The organism is Catenuloplanes niger (assembly GCF_031458255.1).
Lineage (GTDB): Bacteria > Actinomycetota > Actinomycetes > Mycobacteriales > Micromonosporaceae > Catenuloplanes > Catenuloplanes niger.
The window spans coordinates 4777944-4795889 of record NZ_JAVDYC010000001.1 but is presented as its reverse complement, the minus strand read 5'-3'; the positions used below and the strand labels follow the sequence as shown (position 1 = coordinate 4795889).

The following is a 17946-nucleotide window of genomic DNA, read 5'->3' as shown; positions in this document are numbered from 1 at the left end:
CTCATATCATCCCAAAATTGGACTAAAGACCTCATCAAATCGTTCAGCTGTGAACGGCTTGATGATGAAGAACTCGGCACCGGCGGCTTCGGCCTGTTGCATCATCTCGGGCGTGCACTCCGAGGTGACGAAGCCGAATTTGACGTTGTTCCCGTTCGCGCGCAGCTGCCGGAGGCACTCCACGCCGGTCATCTCGGGCATGTTCCAGTCGGAGATCACCAGGTCCGGCTTCTCCGACTGCACCAGGTCGAACGCCTGCTTGCCGTCCTGCGCCTCGACCAGGTCGTGCCCGTCGAAGCCGGCCTGGCGCAGCGTACGGGTGACGATCTGGCGCATCACCCGGCTGTCATCAGCGATCAGAATCTTCATGCCGCCTCGCCTCCGTCTCCGCGGCTCTGCCACATGGTGATGACGAACGGATCGCTCATCCAGGTACCGGCCAGCCGGCAGACCGGCTCCGCGGACGGGTAGTGCGGGGCCTCGCCGGTGACCACGGTCGGCAGCGAGACGAAGCAGCCCGGCGGGAGCATGCTCTTCACGTTGCCGCCGACGATGTTGGCCAGTTCGCCCAGCACGTCCATCATGTCGGCCTCGCCGACCTCCTCCACCTCCATCGCCAGGAACGCGGCGGAGGTGTTCTTCGCGGCCGACTCGTTGCAGGCGACGACCACGTGCCCGTGCCAGGTGCCGGTGATCGACACGGACGCGTGCATGTCCGTCTTCATGCTGTCGATGTCGTCGTAGACCGGGAGGAGCGGCTCGACGCCCTCCGGATCGAGGTACGACGACCACACCTGTTCGACGATCTCCGACAGGTCTTCGACCCGAAGTGCAGCTACATCACTCATGAACTCGCTCCCTGAGGGACGAGGCCCAGCAGGGCCAGCTTTTCGATCATGGCGCCCGCGGTGAACGGCTTGATCACGTACTCGTGCGCGCCGGCGGCGAGCGCTCGTACGATCTGGCTCTGTTCGCTCTCCGTCGTGACCATGACGAGCGTCATCTCGCGGTACTTCGGCTCCTTGCGGACCGCGGTGACGAACTCGAGGCCGTTCATGTTGGGCATGTTCCAGTCAATGAGCGCCAGTTCCGGCGCCTTCTCCATGCTGTTGAGCAGGTCGATGGCGGCCTGCCCGTCCTCTGCTTCCACCGCGTCGAAGCCGATCTGCCCGACGATGCGGCGCAGGATCAGACGCATCGCCCGGGAGTCGTCGATCAAAATCGCCTGCACGTGGCTCACCCCTTCCGTGCGGTGCCGGCCGGCACCGCAGACTTGAGTCGGTACGCCGACGTGCGCCCGGCTACGACCCGCTCATAGTTGTCATCGATGCCGATTGTTGTCTCGGCGGCTCCCAGGAAGAGCCACCCGTCCGGCCGCAGCATCCGGCCGATATTGCGCAACACGGTGCGCTTGGTGTCCACGTCGAAGTAGATGAGCACGTTGCGCAGGAACACGACGTCGAACGGCGGCATCGGCGGCAGCGGCGCGGTCAGGTTCAGCCGGGTGAAGGAGACGTTGCGCCGCAGCGAGGGCGCGATCCGCCAGTGCGCGCCGGCCCGCTCGAAGTAGTGCACGAGCTGCGCGGCCGGCAGGCCCCGGTTGATCTCCACCTGGCTGAACTCGCCGGCCTCGGCCCGCTTGATCATCTCGGTGGAGATGTCGCTGCCGACGATCTCGTAGTTCCAGCCGGCCGGCAGCGCCTGCTGCAGCGTGATCGCCAGGCTGTACGGCTCCTGCCCGCTGGAGCACGCGGCCGACCAGAACCGCAGCTTGCGGCTGGTCGCCCGGGCACTGATCAGCTCCGGCAGGATCTGTTCGGTGAGTGCGGTGAACGGCTCACGGTCCCGGAACCAGGACGTCTCGTTCGTCGTCAGCGCGTCCACGATCATCCGCTGGTGCGTGGGATCCGGACGGCGCTGCATGTTCGCCAGGAACTCGGTCACGCTGGCCGCGCCGACCTGGCGCGCGACCGGGATCAGCCGCGCCTCGACCAGGTACTCCTTGCCCGGAGCCAGCACGATCGACGCCTCGCGTCGCACGAGCCCAGCGACGAATGAGAAGTCTTGTTGAGACAGTGTCATCGAGTCACCACCTTCGGCCGAGCCGTGCGGCCGGCATTCACACGAGAGGTCAGGTACGGGCCGATCTGGTCCAGCGGCAGCACGGTGTGGGCGAGGTTCGCGGTGACGACCGCGCCGGGCATTCCCCACACCACCGAGGTCGCCTCGTCCTGCGCGACGATCTCGGCGCCGGCCGCCCGGAGTTCCTGGCAGCCATTGCGGCCGTCCTGACCCATGCCGGTCAGGATCACGGCGAGGGTCGAGCCGCCGTAGGCGCGGCCGACCGCTCGGAACATCACGTCCACGGCGGGCCGGCACGAGTTCTCCGGCGGCGCGGTGGACAGCTGGGTGACCACGCCGGTCCCCCGTTTGACCAGGACGAGGTGGCGGTCGCCGGGAGCGATGTACATCGCCCCCGGCTTGAGTGTCATACCGTCCGTGGCCTCGACGACCTGGATCGCGTTCGTGCGGTCCAGCCGTTCGGCGAACATCTTCGTGAAGACCGGCGGCATGTGCTGGGTGACCACCACCGGCACCGGCAGGTCTCCGGGAAAGGACTGCACCACCCGGGCGAGCGCGTCCGGGCCACCGGTCGAGCAGCCCACCGCGATCAGGTCGATCCGCCCGGTCGGCGCGCCCGGTCCGCCGTGCGGCGCGGGGCCACCGGCCAGCGGCGGCAGTCCCGGGCGGCCCATCATCGGCGCGCCGGGCCGGGCCGGGGCCGTCGGGGCCATCGGGCGGGCCGGTGGGCGGCCGGCCATCGGCGGTCCGCCGCGGCGCCCGCCCAACGCGTGGATCTTCGGCACCAGCTGGTCGCGTACCGCCTGGATGGAGGCCTGCACGCTGCCCACGTTCGCCGGCTTGGTGACGTAGTCGGTGGCGCCGGCGGCCAGCGCGTCCAGCGTCGCGGTGGCGCCCGCGGCACTGAGCGTGCTGAACATGATGACCGGCGTCTTGTGCCGTTTGCGCAGCTCCCGGACCGCTTCGATGCCGTTCATCTCCGGCATCTCGATGTCCATCGTGATGACGTCCGGCTTCAGCTGGTCGATCTTCGCCTGGGCCAGACGGCCGTTGGAGGCGGTACCGACGACCTTGATGTCGGGCATGCCGTCGAGCGCGTCCACGATCAGCCGGCGGACGACCACTGAGTCGTCGACCACCATCACTGCGATCGTCACTTCCTCGCCTCCCTGCGCCACATCCGGCGGGTCTGCGCGCTCTGCGCACCCTGCCCGCAACCTTGAATCGACCCCACCGCGACCGAATTGAGGCTTTCTCGCAACGGGGATATAACGGTCAGGACAGCCATGCCGGTCCCAAAGCGGCTACGACCGGGCTCAACAGCCGGTGTGCGGTGCCGGTGTCCAGCAGGTCGCGGACCACCAGTGCCTGGACCGCGCCGCTGAGCATGTTCCAGACGCCGCCGGCCCGCGCGGACATCGGCACCGCGGACGTGTCGATCGCCTGCACGAGCAGCAGCTGGGCGGCCGCGGCCGTGCGGATCCGGTCGGACAGGTACGCCGCCCAGGACGCCGAGTGCACGGCCGGGGACCAGCCGCCGGAGTTCACCCGCGCGTCCTCGCCGGAGCGGATCAGCCGTTCCACGTCCGCCCCGGTCAGCGAGCGCAGCCGTTCCAGCAGCGAGGAGACCACGTAGTGGTGCGGGCCCAGGTCCACCGGTGGGCCACCGGGTAACCGGCGGACCGCGGCCACCCAGCCCGCGCCGAGCCGGCGGCGCACGGAGTCGTCCAGGACCTCGCGCAGGTACGACGCGACCACCGCGTCACAGAGCAGTGCGGTCGCCTTCTCCGCGACCTCGTCCTGGCGGGCGCCGCGCCCCTTGCCGACCCACGTCCAGGACATCACGTCGTAGCGCACGCAGGTGAGCAGCGAGTCGACGCTGCCGATCGGGGCGCGCTCGACCATGGTGAGCGCGGCCGCGGAGTCGGCCATGTCGGACAGCCCGCGCAGCGTCGGCACCTGGCGCGCCGCGCTCTCCACCTCGAGCCAGAGCGGCGCCCGGATCTCCTCGCTCGGCAGCGTGCCGGCCAGCACCGGCAGGTCCTCCCGGCTCAGCCGCAACGCCCGCAGCAGCACCTCGGCGGTGGCGGACCCGCCCGCCAACCGGGTCAGGTCGAAGCCGAGCACGGGCGCACTGACAAGGCTGTACACGAGAAATCAGCACCCGGCCTTAGACAGCGGACCCTCGCACCCCCGGGCCGACGGATCGGCGGCACGGGGGTGCGAGGGTCCGGAGGTGATCACAAGCCCTAGCTCACGGCCGGGGTGCGGTAGGTGTCCACTGCCTGAGCCACGTTGAGCGCCAGCATCAGGCGGCCTTCCAGCTTGAACGTGCCGACGACCAGCTCGCGGGTCGGGCCGTTCAGCGTGTCCGGCGGCGGTTCGAACGTGGCCTCGTCCAGGTCGACCACCTCACCGATCTTGTCGACCAGCAGGCTGACCGGCTCCTCGTCGCCGCGCAGGATCACGTTCATCACCGGGCCGTCCAGCGACTGCCGGGGCAGGCCGAGCTGCACCCGGAGGTCCACCGCCGCGATCACCTGACCGCGGAGGTTGAACAGTCCGCCGACCGCGGACGGCGCCAGCGGCACCATCGTGTACTCGTTGTAGGAGAGCACCTCCTGCACCGTGTGCACCTCGACGCCGAAGAGCTGCCCCGCCACCTCGAACGTGGCGAATTGTCGGGTCGCCATCTCAGGCCTCCACCAGCATCTCGTCCTCGTGCAGGTCGCTGTAGAAGTTCGGGTCGGCCGCGACGATCGCACGGCGGACGTCGAGCAGCTCGGTGACCCGCTGCTGGATGACCGCGGTGCCGACCAGGCCGTCGTCGTCGACGTTCCGGCGGGCGGTCATCGCGTCCTCCACGATGTCCACGATCTTGTCGACGACCAGCGCGACACTGCGCTCGCCCTCGCTGTAGACCACCACGGAGACCGTCTCGCCGGTCTCCTCCGGCATCGCACCGAGCAGGTACGACAGCCGGACCAGCGGCAGGATCTGGCCGCGGTACTGCACGACCTCCCGGCTGCCGGCGTGCTCGATCTTCGCGATCGGGAACTCCTCCAGGCGGGTGACCGTGTCCAGCGGGATCGCCACCCGGCGCTCGCCGACCGCGGTGACCAGCAGGCGCTCCGCGTTGTCGCTCGGCCCGCGGCTGTCCCGCGCGCTGATGCTGGAGTCGCGCTCCGAGCTGGTCGCCAGGTTCGACCGGCGGGCCAGCGACGCGACGTCCAGGATCAGGCCGACCTTGCCGTGGCCGAGGATCGTGGCGCCGGCGTAGAGGCCGACGTCCTTGAACCGCGAGTTGAGCGCCTTGACCACGACCTCCTCGGTGTTCAGGACGCGGTCCACGACCAGGCCGAAGCTGCGGCCGTCGGCCTGCAGCACCACGATGTAGACGCCCTGGTCGCCGCCGACCGGCAGGCCGAGCGTGCGGTCCAGGCGGACCAACGGGAGCAGCCGGCCGCGCAGCCGGTAGACCGGGGCGCCGGACGCGTACTCGATCTTCGTCGAGTTGCCGTCGATGAAGACCAGCTCCAGCACCGAGGCCTGCGGCACCACGTACCGCTGGTCGGCGCAGTCGATGGTCAGCGCCTGGATGATCGCCAGGGTCAGCGGGATGGTCAGGCGCCAGGTGGTGCCCTTGCCCGGCACGGAGTCGACGCCGACCGCGCCGCCGACGCGCTCGATGTTGGTCTTCACCACGTCCATGCCGACGCCGCGGCCGGAGACGTTGGTGACCTTCGCGGCGGTGGAGAACCCGGGCTGGAAGACCATCGACATGATCTCGCGCCGGTCCATGGTCGCGATCTGCTCCGGCTTGGCGAGGCCGTTCTCCACGGCCTTCTTCGCGATCCGCTCCACGTTGAGGCCGGCGCCGTCGTCGGCGACCTCGACCGTCACGTGCCCGCCCTCGTGGAACGCGCGCAGCGTGAGCGTGCCCTCCGGGCCCTTGCCGGACGCGATGCGGGTCGGCACGTCCTCGATGCCGTGGTCGACCGCGTTGCGCACCAGGTGGGTCAGCGGGTCCTTGACCGCCTCCAGCAGCGTGCGGTCGAGCTCGGTCTCCTTGCCCTCCATGACCAGGTTGATCTGCTTGTCCAGCGCCTTGGAGAGGTCCCGGACGACTCGCGGCAGCTTCGACCAGATGTGGTCGATCGGCTGCATGCGGGTCTTCATGATGCCCTCTTGCAGCTCACTGGTGATCAGGTTGAGCCGCTGGGCGCTGCGCACCATCGCCTGGTCGCCCATCTCGGCCACGCCGCGGACCAGCTGGTTGCGGGCGAGCACCAGCTCACCGACCAGGTTCATCAGGCCGTCGAGCAGGTCGACGTCGACGCGGATCGCGCTGTCCGCGACGCTGCGCTTCGGCGCCTGGTTCTGCACCGCGTCACTCACCGCGGCCGGGGCGGCCTTGCCCTCGTCGAGCAGGATCGTGCCGAGCTTGCGCTCGTCGCCCTCGATCTGCTGCTGCAGTGCGGAGGCGACGTCGGCCGTGGAGGCGGCGCCGGACTCGACCAGCTGCTCGCCGATCGGCTTGCGCTGCTCCTCGATCGGCTCGGGCGTGGGGCGCTGCTCACCGGCGTCGTCGGCCGCGGCCTCGTCCTCGAACGCGGACGGCACGCCGGCCGGCGCCTTGGGCGCCTTGTCCTCGGCCTCGGCCGGGGCCTCCTCGGCCGCGGCGGGCTTCTCCGCGGCCGGCTTCGCGGCGGCGGGAGCGGCGCCCGGCTCGGCCATCTGCGCGTTGACGGTGGCGATGATGCCGTCCACGTCGACGTCGCCCTCGGCGCCGGTCTCCTCGATCGTGGCCAGCAGCGCACGGACGCCGTCCAGCATCGCGAGCAGCGCGGTGATGGTCTCCGCGGTCACCGGCTGCACGCCGTCGCGCAGCCGCGACAGCAGCGACTCACCGGCGTGGGTCAGGGTCTCCAGCCGGGAGAACGCGAGGAACCCGCTGGTGCCCTTGATTGTGTGGATCGTCCGAAAGATGCGTGAGATCAGGTCACGCGATCCGGGGTCCTGCTCCAGCGACACGAGGTCCCGGTCCAGTTGGTCCAGGTTCTCGTGGCTCTCCATCAGGAACTCGCCGACGATCTCGCCAAGCTCTTCCACAGGCTTCCCTCCTGCTCCGGTGCAGGAGCCCTATCGACCGAAAAAGGACGTACTTGAGGAATCAGGCATCGGGGTTGGCCTTCCGGTACCGGTAGCCGAAACCTCGTACCGATTCGATGGGCGACTCTTCGGGGTCGGACCAGCCCAGCTTGCGGCGCAGTCGCAGCACGGCGAACTTCACCCGCTCCTGGCCGATGCCGGTCGGGTCGTCCCACGCCTGGGTCAGCAGCTGGTTCGGGCTGAGGACCGCCCCGGCGTGCCGGACGAGCGCGTTCAGCAGCCGGAACTCGGTCGGCGTGAGCCGGACCTCCTCGCCCTTGACGTAGACGCGGCGCCGGGTGGGGTCCAGGTGCACGACGCCGTCGTCGTAGACCTGGCTGGCCCAGCTGTTCTGGCCGGCCGACGAGCGGCGCAGCAGCGCCTCGACCCGGGCCAGCAGTTCCGCGTTCGCGAACGGCTTGGTGAGGTAGTCGTCGGCGCCGCCGCGCAGGCCGCGCACCTTCTCGGCCTCCTGGCCGTGCGCGGTCAGCACCAGCACCGGTACGTCCGAGACGTCCCGCAGCCGTTCCAGCACCTGCCAGCCGTCCATCTCCGGCAGTCCCACGTCCAGGACGACCAGATCGGGCTTCTCCGTGTAGGCCTCGCGCAGTCCGCTGCGGCCGTCGGAGGCGTGTGAGATGTCGTACCCGGCGCGACCGAAAAGCATCCGCAGAGCCAGCGCGATGTCCGGATCGTCCTCGACGACCAGAAGCTTGCTCACCGGATCGCCCCCGCCCGGGCACACATGGGTCCCTGCATTAGCCCACCCCCTGCAGCATCGTCCGGATACCCATATGGCATGAATCGGTTACGATGCCTATAAGGTGATATTAGGAGCAAAAAACCGAACAGTCAGAGTTTATCGTGGGAAGTCACTGCTTGCGCCCGCATCCGAAACAGGACCGCTCGTGAAAACCGCACCGGAGCCCGAATCACGGGATGCATTCAAGGCCCAGTTCCTCGCCGTCGTCTCGCACGAGTTGCGCACGCCGCTGACCTCCATCGCCGCGTTCACGGAGATGCTCTCCGGCGTCGAGCTGCCGGAGGGCGAGCGGCCCACCGCGCTCTCCGTCGTGCAGCGCAACACCGAACGCATGCTGGTGCTGGTCGAGGACCTGATGCTGCTGTCTCGCCTCGAGTCCGGCGACCTGCCGGTGCAGTCCGAACCGGTCGAGCTGGCGGCGGTCGTCGCCGACGCCGGCCGGGAGGTCGAGCGTGTGGTGCCGACCGCGGCGGTGCGCGGCACGGTCGAGGCCGGGCCGGCCGTCCCGGGCGACGCCGGCCTGCTGCACCAGCTGTTCTACGCGGTCACCGGCGCGATGACCGAGCGGGCGCTGGACGGCAGCGGCGAGATCCGCGGCGCCTGCTTCGGCGACCACTGGACCGTGACGATCCGCAGCACCCAGGCCGAGACGCTCACCGACGAATACTTCCTGGCGACCTCGCTGCCGGTGCCGGGCGGCGACCGTACCCGCAGCCTGGCGCTCTGGATGTTGCTCGCCCGGGCGATCGCGCACCGCCACGGCGGCGCGGTCTCGATCGGCTTCGACCCGCGGACCGGCGCGGCGATCACGGTGCGGCTGCCGACCGCCTGAGCCGTTCCGGGAACCGGCCCTCAGATCAGCGCGGAGGCGCCGTGCACCACGCACCGGTTACGGCCGCCGTCCTTCGCCGCCTCCAGCGCCTCGACCGCGCGCGCGACGAGCGACTGCCAGTCCTCGGAGCCGTTCCACAGCGCCACGCCCGCGGAGAACGTCTGCGCGACCGGCGTGGCCTGCTGCAGTCGCGCGATGATCCGTTCCGCCGCGCGCAGCTGCACCCGGCTGAGGATCACGCCGAACTGTCCCTCCCCGTACCGGACGAGCAGATCGTCGGGGCGTACGTGGGCACGCCAGGCCTCACCGGCGTCCAGGAGCAGCTGCTCGGCGGCCTCCCGTCCGTGCTGCGCCTGGTAGGCCGCGAAGTGGTCCAGGTCGAGCAGCACGATCACCAGCGGGTACCGGCCTCGGTACGCGGCGGTGACCCGCCGCTCCAGCTCCTCCTCCCACGCGCTGCGGTCGATGGCACCGGTCGGGGCGTCCATAACGGCGAAACCTCCTGTCGTACGGCACGGACCACCGGCCCGGGCCGCCTGATACCCGCCGTATCGGCGCGCGGGAGCGGTTCCTGAGCGGTCGGGTTGCCGGACGGTGAGGGAATCCGGCACCCGGGTGGGAACCGAGCGCTCACCGCATAGCACCACGTCGATTCATCAAGGGTCCACGCACCCGGCCGAACTTGACCGGCGTAAGCAACGCCGACCGAGAGGCCGAATTCTTGCGCAACCTGATCCGCTCCGCCGCCCTGACCGCCGTCACCGCCGCCCTCGTGATCGGTGGCACCGCCACCACCGCGACCGCCGCCGTGACCCCGGCCACCACGCTGGAGTCCCAGGTCGTCGCCGCCACCAACACCGCACGCACCAAGGCCGGCTGCAAGAAACTCACCACCTCCCCCGCACTGACCAAAGCCGCCCGCGGCCACTCCTCCGACCAGGCCAAGCACCGCTACTTCTCCCACACCGGCCGCAACGGCTCCACCTTCACCGCCCGCGTCAAGGCCGCCGGCTACGCCCCCGCCGTCGGCGAGAACATCGCCTGGGGCTACGCCGACACCACCGGCGTCATGACCGGCTGGATGAACAGCCCCGGCCACCGCAAGAACATCCTCAACTGCAAAGCCACCAAGATCGGCGTCGGCGTCGCCCGCGACACCAACGGCACCATCTACTGGACCCAGGAATTCGGCGGCTGACCCACACACCTCCCCTCACCCCCCGTTGATCAAGGGATCGGCGTCCCCGGACGCCGATCCCTTGATCTGTTTCCCGGTGGTGCCGGACGGTGGCGTCAGATCTCGCAGCCGACCAGCACCGGCTCGGGGTGCAGGAGCACGCCGAAGCGGTCACGCACGCCGTCGCGGATCTCCCGCGCCAGGCCGAGCAGCTGCGCGGTGCTGCCCGAACCCCGGTTGGTCAGCGCCAACGTGTGCTTGGTGGAGATGCTGACCGGCACGTCACCGCCCGGATATCCCCGGCCGAACCCGGCCTTGTCGATCAGCCAGGCCGCGCTGACCTTGACCCGGCCGCCCTCACCGGGCCAGCCGGGCGGCTCGCCGGCGGACGCCTCGCGCAGCTTCTCCCACGCGCCCGCGTCCACGATCGGGTTGGTGAAGAACGACCCGACGGACCAGGTGTCCCGGTCGTCCGCGTCCAGCACCATGCCCTTGCCGGCGCGCAGCGCCAGCACGGTCTCGCGCGCGGCGGCCAGCGGCACCCGATCGCCCTGCGCCACGCCGAGCGTGCGGGCCAGCTCCGCGTAGCGCACCGGACCGGACTCCGCGGCGGGCCGCAGCCGGAAGTCGACGGAGAGCACGACGTACCGCTCGTTGTGCTTGAAGATGCTCGCGCGGTAGCCGAAGCCGCAGTCGGCCGCGGGCATGTCCCGGATGACGCCCTCGGCCCGGTCGTAGACCGTCACCGACGAGATCGTCTCCGCCACGTCCTGCCCGTACGCCCCGACGTTCTGGATCGGGGTGGCCCCGGTCGAGCCGGGGATGCCGGAGAGGCACTCGACACCGGCCCAGCCGGCCGCGACCGTCTCGGCGACGAACTCGTCCCACGGATGCCCGGCCTGGACCCGGACGATCCACTGGTCCGGGCGGCGACTGATCACCTCCACGCCACGGCTGCGGACCAGGATCGCGGTGCCGGCGAATCCGTCGTCCCCGATGACCACGTTGCTGCCGCCGGCCAGCAACAGCAGAGGGTCACCCGTTCGGCCCGCAGCCTTCGTCAAATCAACCAGTTCGTCCGCATTTTCGGCGGAAACCAGCCGTCTGGCGGGCCCGCCCAACCGCAACGTGGTGTGCGGAGCGAGTGAACTGGGGACTGTCGACCCTGCGACGGTGGGCGAATCAGCGCTAACGTCGTGCACGCCCTTAACCCTAGGCTGGGGGCGAGCGGACTGGGCGGCCGCGTGGGAGGAACGGTCATGACGAAGCTGCATGCCACGAAAGACTTCTGGATCGGCGCGCTGCGCGCCGAGGGTCCCGCGTTCCGCGCGGCCCTCGGGGAACAGGCGCTGGGCGCGCCCGTCCCCACCCGTCCGGAGTGGACCGTGACGGACCTCATCGGCCACCTCGGCGGCTTCTACGAGTGGGTCGTCACGCACGTCACGCGCGGGGTGACCACCGCACCCGAGGCGACCCGGCCGGCGAGCGGCGTCCCGGCCGGCGTCGACCCGCTGGTCTGGTGGGACGAGCGGTACGCGGCCGCGCTGGCGACGCTGGAGGGCGTGGAGGAGGACCTGCCCGCGTGGAACCCGATGCCCGCGCCGAAGAAGGCCGCGTTCTGGCTGCGCCGCGCCGCGCACCTGACCACGCTGCACCGGTGGGACGCGCAGATGACGATCGGGCTGTCCGAGCCGGTCGAGGCCAAGCTGGCCGTGGACGGGCTGGCCGAACTGCTCGACACGCTGCTCCCGGCCGGCCGCGGCACCGGCCCGCGCGACCGGTTCGGCATGATCCACCTGGTCGCCTCCGACCTGCAGCACGAGTGGTTCGTCCGGCTGCGCGGCGAGGGCCTGGCACTGCTCGACACGGACACGATCCTGGACTCCGACGACCACCGCGCGCGCGTGCTCGCGGCCGGCTCCGCCAGCGACCTGCTGCTGGCGCTGCACGGCCGAATCCCGTTCGACACGCTGGAAATCACCGGAGAGCGTTCTCTGCTGGACGGCCTGCGCATCGGCTGACCGCACCCGCCGTCATGATCCGAGAGTGATAATGGCGACGTGACTAACCCCTCAACACCGAGCGTGACGTTCCCCAAGGGCTTCCTCTGGGGGTCCGCCACGGCCTCCTACCAGATCGAGGGCGCCGCCCGTGAGGACGGCCGCGGCCCCTCGATCTGGGACACGTTCAGCCGCACGCCCGGCAAGGTCTACGCCGGGCACACCGGCGACGTCGCCTGCGACCACTACCACCGGTACCGCGACGACGTGGCCATGATGGCGGACCTGGGCCTGCAGGCGTACCGGTTCTCGATCGCCTGGCCGCGCATCCAGCCGGACGGCGCCGGCCCGGTCAACCCGGCCGGCCTCGACTTCTACGACCGGCTCGTGGACGAACTGCGCGGCAAGGGGATCACCCCGGTCGTCACGCTGTACCACTGGGACCTGCCGCAGTCGCTGGAGGACCGTGGCGGCTGGACGTCGCGGGACACGGCCTTCGCCTTCGCCGACTACGCGCAGGCGGTCCACAAGCGGCTCGGCGACCGGGTCGAGACCTGGACCACGCTGAACGAGCCGTGGTGCTCCGCCTACCTGGGCTACGCCGCCGGCATCCACGCGCCCGGCGTCCAGGACCCGGAGGCCGCGTTCAAGGCCGTCCACCACCTGCTGCTCGGCCATGGCATGGCGACGCGCGCGCTCCGGGACGCGGGCGTGCAGAAGCTCGGCATCACGCTCAATCCGGCCGCGGTCTCCCCCGCCGACCCGGACAGCGAGGCCGACGTGGCCGCCGCGCACCTGGTCGACGGCCTGCAGAACCGGATCTTCTTCGACCCGATCCTGCGCGGGTCCTACCCGGACGACGTACTCCAGCACATCCGCCGGTTCTCGGACCTGAGCTGGCTGCGCACCGGCGACGAAACCATCATCAACCAGCCGATCGACGTGCTGGGCATCAACTTCTACTCGCCGACCTACGTCCGGTCGAAGCCCGGCATCGACGGCAACCCGACCGCGCCCGGCACCGAGGGCATCGAGTTCCTGCCGGCCGCCGGCCCGGTCACCGACATGGGCTGGGCGATCGAGCCGGCCGCGCTGACCCGCCTGCTGGAGCGCATCCACCGCGACTACCCCGGCACGCCGCTCATGATCACCGAGAACGGCGCCGCGTACCCCACCGGCCCGGACGAGACCGGCGACCGGGTACCCGACACCGACCGCGTCGCCTACCTCGACGGCCACCTGCGCGCCTGCCACGACGCGATCGCCCGCGGCGTCGACCTGCGCGGCTACTTCGTCTGGTCCCTGATGGACAACTACGAGTGGGCCGAGGGCTACCGCAAGCGCTTCGGCGTGGTCTACGTCGACTACCACACCCAGCGCCGCATCCCCAAGGACAGCGCCCGCTTCTACTCCCAGGTCATCCGCAACAACGGCCTCTGACCCACCCCGGGCGCCGGGCCACTCCCGACCCGGCGCCCACCATTCCCTCGACGACCGATCTTCCCGCTCCCGGCGTGGTCGCGCCGGGCATGCTCCCGCGGGCCAACCGCGCGGAGGCCTCCGACTCCGCCGGCGCTCCGCTCCGGCCGCCGCGACGGAGCCGGTCCCGGCCCACTCCCGAAACCCCCGCGAGCCCGCCGCCCCTCACCCGTTACCTTTTTGATCAACCCCTTCGGGGTTGTTTGGTCGCTCGGCTCGGTATGGCTCTTTCCCCCTGTCGTACGCATGATCCGGGGGGTGTTGCCGCCGGGTCGGGTGGCGTCGACGGACCGCTGAATAGGGACCCGGCCGCCCCGCTTGCTGGGGTTGGTCTCTTCGTAACGTGGGTGCCGGCAGTTCGACGCCCGACCGCGACTGGACCCCGGTTGACCTGCGGTGATGGAAGGCATGCGGTGCACAACGAGTACGACGTGTTCCTCGGGCTCGACGTCGGCAAGAGCGACCACCACGCGGTCGCCCTCGGCCGGGACGGAAAGCGGCTGCACGATGCGCCGCTGCCGAACACCGAGAAACGTCTGAAGACCCTGTTCACCAAACTCGCCCGGCACGGCCGGGTCCTGGTCGTCGTCGATCAGCCCGCCTCGATCGGCGCCCTGCCCGTCGCGGTCGCCCGCGCCACCGGCTGCCAGGTCGCCTACCTGCCCGGACTCGCGATGCGCCGCCTCGCCGACCTCCACCCCGGCACGGCCAAGACCGACGCCAGAGACGCCTACGTCATCGCCGACGCCGCCCGCACCCTGCCCCACACCCTGCGCCGCGTCGACACCGGCGACGAGACCCTCGCCGAGCTGGAGGTCCTGATCGGCTACGACGACGACCTGGCCGGCGAGGCCACCCGGATCAGCAACCGCATCCGCGGCCTGCTCACCCAGATCCACCCGCCACTGGAACGCATCCTCGGCCCCAAAGTCACCCACCCAGCGGTGCTGGAACTGCTGTCCCGTTGCGGCGGCCCCGCTGGGCTGCGCACGACCGGCCGGCGCGACCTCACCTCGATCGTCGCCCCGAAGGCGCCACGGATGGGAGCCCGGCTCATCGAGCAGGTCCTGGCCGCGCTGGACGAGCAGACCGTCACCGTCCCCGGCACCACCGCCGCCGAGACCGTCCTGCCCCGACTCGCCGACAGCCTCCGGCAGGCCATGCAGCAGCGTGACCAGGTCGCGGACGAGGTCGAACGGATGCTTGATGCCCACCCTCTCGCCGAGGTCCTGACCTCGATGCCCGGCATCGGCGTCAGGACCGGCGCCCGGATACTCCTCGAAGTCGGCGACGCCACCGCGTTCAAGACCGCAGGGCACCTCGCCGCCTACGCCGGGCTCGCGCCCGTGACGCGGCGTTCCGGCAGCTCGATCCGCGGCGAACACCCGCCGAAATCCGGGAACAAGCAGCTCAAACGCGCGTTCTTCCTCGCCGCGTTCGCGTCGCTGTCCCACCCACCATCCAGGGCCTACTACGACCGCAAACGCGCTGAGGGCAAGAAACACAACGCCGCCATCATCTGCCTCGCCCGCCGCCGCGCCGACGTCCTCCACGCCATGCTCCGCACCAAAACCCCGTACCAGCCCAAAACAACCAAGGAATCTGCCCCTGAGGCTTGACGAAAACCATAGGGACACCCCCCAGCCGCGCCCCACCCTGCCCAGCCAGCCGGTCACCCGCAGCCATCTTTGCTCTGCTTACCTGCGTCAAATTTGCGCCGCGCTGCACTCTCGACGCAGGTCAGGCGGGTGCTTCTTCTCATCGAAGCCGCACTCCACCGCCCGGACGCAGACCCCATCGGACGGACTCGGGATCAGCTCGTGCCGGCGGCGCGCGACGCACGATGCACGCACATGTGAGTGGTGTAAGCAGAGCAAAGCCTCGCGGAAGGAGCGTGGGCGGAGGCGCACCGAAGATCGAGGATCATTGACCGATACGTAAGAGAGGTCAACTCGCGCTTTTGACCGCCATTGTGCATCGGTCAATGATCCTTCGGCTCTGGGCGAGTGCACTGTGGCAAATCCGCCTCCCGAGCTTCGGCCGCCTTATGCCGAAATTTCGGGCGCGTAGCGCCCGGCAGCGCAGACCAGCAGCGCGGAGAGCGCACGGACCCGCAGCGCGCGAAAGCGCGGACCACGCCACGCGGGAAGCGCGGGAAGCGCGGGAAGCGCGCGCCACGCGGGAACGCGCGAAACGCGCCGCGCGGGAAACGCGCGAACCGCGCCATGTCCGAAGCGTGCGGACCGAGGCCGGGCGTGGGGAGCGGGCCGCGATGGGGAGGGGATATCGGGCTTTGTGGGTTAGGTGGTGGGTGGGGTCAGGGGTGGTCGATGGGGAAGCCGAGGGAGCGGCGGGAGAGGAGGGCGGCGCCGGCGATGGCGGCGGGGGTGACGAGGATGGCGCCGAGCGGGATGAGGAAGCAGACGAAGACGCCGACGCCGAAGCCGAGCGCGGCGGGGCGGTGGGCGCGGAAGACGCGGCGGCGGTCGGCGAGGCGGAGGCCGCGGCGGTAGAACGGGAAGCCGGTCAGTTCGATGGCCAGGAACCAGCCGCCGACCAGCGCTGCGACCACGGGGACGACGGTCTGGCCGATCAGCGGGATGAAGCCGAGCACGAACAGCGGGATGCCGCAGAGGATGGTCAGGCCGATCAGGCGGATCGAATCGGTCAGGCTCAGCCGCATGGTCTTGTGCCAGGGCAGGTCGACCTCGTCAGGCACGCCGCCGTAGCGGTTCTCCACCGCCTCGGAGATCTTCTCGTAGAACGGGTCGCCGATCAGCAGCGTGATCGCGGTGAACGTGAGCATGCCGACCAGGACGAACAGGCCCAGTACCCCGGCGGCGACGGCGAGCCGGACGATCTCCTGAAAGCCCTCGTCCCAGCCGTTCGCGAACGGCGTGAGCCACTCCGAGATGTCGGACACGAAGTAGAACAGCGTGCCGAACGCGGCCAGGTAGAGCAGGCCGGAGATGAACGCGGGGATCAGTCCGAACGCCATCAGGCGCGGGTTGCTGACGTAGAGGCCGAGGCCGCGCAGCAGCATCCGGATCCCGGCGAGGAACTCCTGCGCGGTGCTGCCGGCGCGGACGGCGGCCGGGTGTGCGGTGATCGGAGGCCGGGCGTGCGGGCCGGGCTGCTGCGGAAGCGTCACGACCTGGAAGCCTAAGGGCAGCGCGCCATCCCCGCCTCCCGGCACCGGGAGTGCGCGAGCGCCCCGGCCGTCTCCGGGACCGCGCCGGCTCGGGCCGCTCCTACGACAGCGCCGGTTCCGCCTGATCCGGGGACGGCGTCGCTTCCGGCCGGTCGCCGGTCGCCGCCGGCTCCGCCTCCTCGTCGGACAGCGCCGATTCCAGCTGATCCCCGGAGACCGCCGGTCCCGTCTGCTCCTCGGACGGCGTCGGTTCCGGCCGATCACCAGAAGCCACCGGCTCCACCTCCTCGGACAGCGCCGATTCCGGCCGCTCACCAGAGGCCACCGGTTCCGCCTGCTCCTCCGACGGCGTCGGTTCGGGCCGATCGTCGGAGGCCGTCGATTCTGCCCGTTCCTCGGACAGCGCCGATACCGGCCGATCACCGGACGCTACCGGCTTCGCCTGCCTGTCGGAGAGCGCCAGTTCCGACTGGCCGCCAGACAGCGCCGGCTCCGGCCGGTCGGACGACGCCGACTCGGGCCGGTCACCGAACCACGCCGGTACGGGCCGGGTGCCGGACGACGCCGGTGGTGGAGTGGGGATCGGCCTCGGGAGGGACGTGGAGGTGGAGGTGGACTCCGGCCAGGCGTCCGGTGGGGCCGGCCAGTCGGCGGGCGGTTCCGGCGGGGGTGGGGGTGTGGCCGTGGCCGATTCCAGCCACTCGGGCCAGGCCGGCCAGTCGCCGGAGGGGGTGGACTCGGGTACGGGGGCGGTGGGCATCGGCAGCGGTGAGGACGTGCCCTCCGGGTCGCCGCCGGGGCCGGACTCGACCGGCCCGGTCGGGTCGGCGGGGCCGGTCGGTGCGCAGATCGGCAGCAGCGGCACCGGGGTGCAGGTCGCCGGCGGGGACGGGGCGCCGGTGGCCGGCGGGGGTGCCGAGGTGGCCGCGCCGGTGGTGGCCGGTGGCGTGGGACCACCGGTCCCGGCCGGTGTCGGTGGGCCGGCCGGTGCGGGCGCGCCGGGGAGCGGGCTCACCACGCGCCGGCCCGCGGCGGTGCCGGGTGGGTCGTGCGGCGTGCTGCCCGGTGGCGCGGTGCCCCAGGTCGCGACCGCGCTCGGCGGGGCGCCGGCGGGCGCGTCGCCGAACAGGCCGACTCCGGACGGGCCGAGCGGCGAGGAGAGGCCGCCCAGGCGCCAGCCTACGTGGATGGCGGATGGGAGGCCGCACACCACGATGGCCGCGAACACGATCCTCGGCGACACCTTCACACCCAAATCACCGCAAAACGGCAGGTAAAGGTTACGCAGGTATCGGCATGGAATCCGGACGG

General features: G+C 70.7%; 18 protein-coding genes. 5 read left to right on the top strand and 13 right to left on the bottom strand.

All coding sequences use genetic code 11. The features are described from left to right. Positions 1-6: 6 nt before the first annotated feature. From J2S44_RS21225 to J2S44_RS21185, 9 genes are all read right to left on the bottom strand, one after another. Complete coding sequence (locus J2S44_RS21225) at positions 7-369, bottom strand: response regulator (RefSeq protein ID WP_310416693.1); 363 nt, start codon at positions 367-369, stop codon at positions 7-9. Further along, a complete protein-coding gene (locus J2S44_RS21220) occupies positions 366-848 on the bottom strand; it encodes a chemotaxis protein CheX (protein ID WP_310416690.1) in 483 nt (160 codons plus the stop codon). The genes J2S44_RS21225 and J2S44_RS21220 overlap by 4 nt, the downstream gene beginning before the upstream one ends. Continuing rightward, a complete protein-coding gene (locus J2S44_RS21215) occupies positions 845-1231 on the bottom strand; it encodes a response regulator (RefSeq protein WP_307242653.1) in 387 nt (128 codons plus the stop codon). The genes J2S44_RS21220 and J2S44_RS21215 overlap by 4 nt, the downstream gene beginning before the upstream one ends. Positions 1232-1236: 5 nt before the next feature. Then, positions 1237-2082 (bottom strand): CheR family methyltransferase, encoded by an 846-nt coding sequence (locus J2S44_RS21210; RefSeq protein WP_310416687.1) that lies wholly within the window; start codon positions 2080-2082, stop codon positions 1237-1239. Next, positions 2079-3239, bottom strand: coding sequence for a protein-glutamate methylesterase/protein-glutamine glutaminase (locus tag J2S44_RS21205; RefSeq protein ID WP_310416684.1), 1161 nt, complete (start codon positions 3237-3239; stop codon positions 2079-2081). Before J2S44_RS21205 ends, J2S44_RS21210 begins: the two co-directional genes overlap by 4 nt. Positions 3240-3357: 118 nt before the next feature. Continuing rightward, the gene (locus tag J2S44_RS21200; RefSeq protein WP_310416681.1) at positions 3358-4233 is read right to left on the bottom strand and encodes a hypothetical protein; all 876 of its coding nucleotides are present in this window, start codon (positions 4231-4233) and stop codon (positions 3358-3360) included. A 98-nt stretch (positions 4234-4331) separates the two neighbouring features. Continuing rightward, positions 4332-4775, bottom strand: a complete 444-nt coding sequence (locus J2S44_RS21195; RefSeq protein WP_033346646.1) for a chemotaxis protein CheW — start codon at positions 4773-4775, stop codon at positions 4332-4334. A gap of 1 nt (position 4776) precedes the next feature. Then, positions 4777-7194 (bottom strand): chemotaxis protein CheA, encoded by a 2418-nt coding sequence (locus tag J2S44_RS21190; RefSeq protein WP_310416679.1) that lies wholly within the window; start codon positions 7192-7194, stop codon positions 4777-4779. Between the two features lie 61 nt (positions 7195-7255). After that, complete coding sequence (locus J2S44_RS21185; RefSeq protein ID WP_310416676.1) at positions 7256-7954, bottom strand: response regulator transcription factor; 699 nt, start codon at positions 7952-7954, stop codon at positions 7256-7258. 187 nt (positions 7955-8141) lie between these two features. Here J2S44_RS21185 and J2S44_RS21180 point away from each other — a divergent pair, with 187 nt between their 5' ends. Next, entirely contained in the window at positions 8142-8828 is a 687-nt protein-coding gene (locus tag J2S44_RS21180) for a sensor histidine kinase (RefSeq protein WP_310416673.1), read from the top strand. Positions 8829-8848: 20 nt separating this feature from the next. Here the strand turns inward: J2S44_RS21180 and J2S44_RS21175 are convergent, their stop codons facing one another. Beyond that, a complete protein-coding gene (locus J2S44_RS21175; RefSeq protein WP_310416671.1) occupies positions 8849-9316 on the bottom strand; it encodes a GGDEF domain-containing protein in 468 nt (155 codons plus the stop codon). A 194-nt stretch (positions 9317-9510) separates the two neighbouring features. Between J2S44_RS21175 and J2S44_RS21170 the strand changes: the two genes are divergently transcribed. After that, positions 9511-10026, top strand: a complete 516-nt coding sequence (locus J2S44_RS21170) for a CAP domain-containing protein (protein WP_310416669.1) — start codon at positions 9511-9513, stop codon at positions 10024-10026. Positions 10027-10121: 95 nt separating this feature from the next. Here the strand turns inward: J2S44_RS21170 and J2S44_RS21165 are convergent, their stop codons facing one another. Then, positions 10122-11207 (bottom strand): UDP-N-acetylmuramate dehydrogenase, encoded by a 1086-nt coding sequence (locus J2S44_RS21165; protein WP_374727882.1) that lies wholly within the window; start codon positions 11205-11207, stop codon positions 10122-10124. 57 nt (positions 11208-11264) lie between these two features. Here J2S44_RS21165 and J2S44_RS21160 point away from each other — a divergent pair, with 57 nt between their 5' ends. The 3 genes from J2S44_RS21160 to J2S44_RS21150 all read left to right on the top strand — a co-directional run bounded on the left by J2S44_RS21160 (position 11265) and on the right by J2S44_RS21150 (position 15103). Beyond that, positions 11265-12026 (top strand): maleylpyruvate isomerase N-terminal domain-containing protein, encoded by a 762-nt coding sequence (locus J2S44_RS21160; RefSeq protein WP_310416663.1) that lies wholly within the window; start codon positions 11265-11267, stop codon positions 12024-12026. Between the two features lie 39 nt (positions 12027-12065). Beyond that, positions 12066-13445, top strand: coding sequence for a GH1 family beta-glucosidase (locus J2S44_RS21155; protein WP_310416661.1), 1380 nt, complete (start codon positions 12066-12068; stop codon positions 13443-13445). A 452-nt stretch (positions 13446-13897) separates the two neighbouring features. Further along, the gene (locus tag J2S44_RS21150) at positions 13898-15103 is read left to right on the top strand and encodes an IS110 family RNA-guided transposase (RefSeq protein WP_310412446.1); all 1206 of its coding nucleotides are present in this window, start codon (positions 13898-13900) and stop codon (positions 15101-15103) included. A 698-nt stretch (positions 15104-15801) separates the two neighbouring features. On the opposite strand, the gene J2S44_RS21145 is transcribed toward J2S44_RS21150, so the two are convergent. Together J2S44_RS21145 and J2S44_RS21140 are read right to left on the bottom strand one after the other, a co-directional pair. Continuing rightward, positions 15802-16593, bottom strand: coding sequence for an EI24 domain-containing protein (locus J2S44_RS21145; protein WP_374728004.1), 792 nt, complete (start codon positions 16591-16593; stop codon positions 15802-15804). Between the two features lie 142 nt (positions 16594-16735). Continuing rightward, positions 16736-17878 (bottom strand): hypothetical protein, encoded by a 1143-nt coding sequence (locus J2S44_RS21140; RefSeq protein ID WP_310416658.1) that lies wholly within the window; start codon positions 17876-17878, stop codon positions 16736-16738. Between the last annotated feature and the right edge of the window lie 68 nt (positions 17879-17946).

Excerpts from the sequence above, each read along its gene's own strand:
- J2S44_RS21160 (WP_310416663.1), top strand. The coding sequence starts at position 11,265 with ATGACGAAGCTGCATGCCACGAAAGACTTCTGGATCGGCGCGCTGCGC.
- J2S44_RS21195 (WP_033346646.1), bottom strand. The coding sequence starts at position 4,775 with ATGGCGACCCGACAATTCGCCACGTTCGAGGTGGCGGGGCAGCTCTTC.
- J2S44_RS21210 (WP_310416687.1), bottom strand. The coding sequence starts at position 2,082 with ATGACACTGTCTCAACAAGACTTCTCATTCGTCGCTGGGCTCGTGCGA.
- J2S44_RS21220 (WP_310416690.1), bottom strand. The coding sequence starts at position 848 with ATGAGTGATGTAGCTGCACTTCGGGTCGAAGACCTGTCGGAGATCGTC.
- J2S44_RS21175 (WP_310416671.1), bottom strand. The coding sequence starts at position 9,316 with ATGGACGCCCCGACCGGTGCCATCGACCGCAGCGCGTGGGAGGAGGAG.
- J2S44_RS21225 (WP_310416693.1), bottom strand. The coding sequence starts at position 369 with ATGAAGATTCTGATCGCTGATGACAGCCGGGTGATGCGCCAGATCGTC.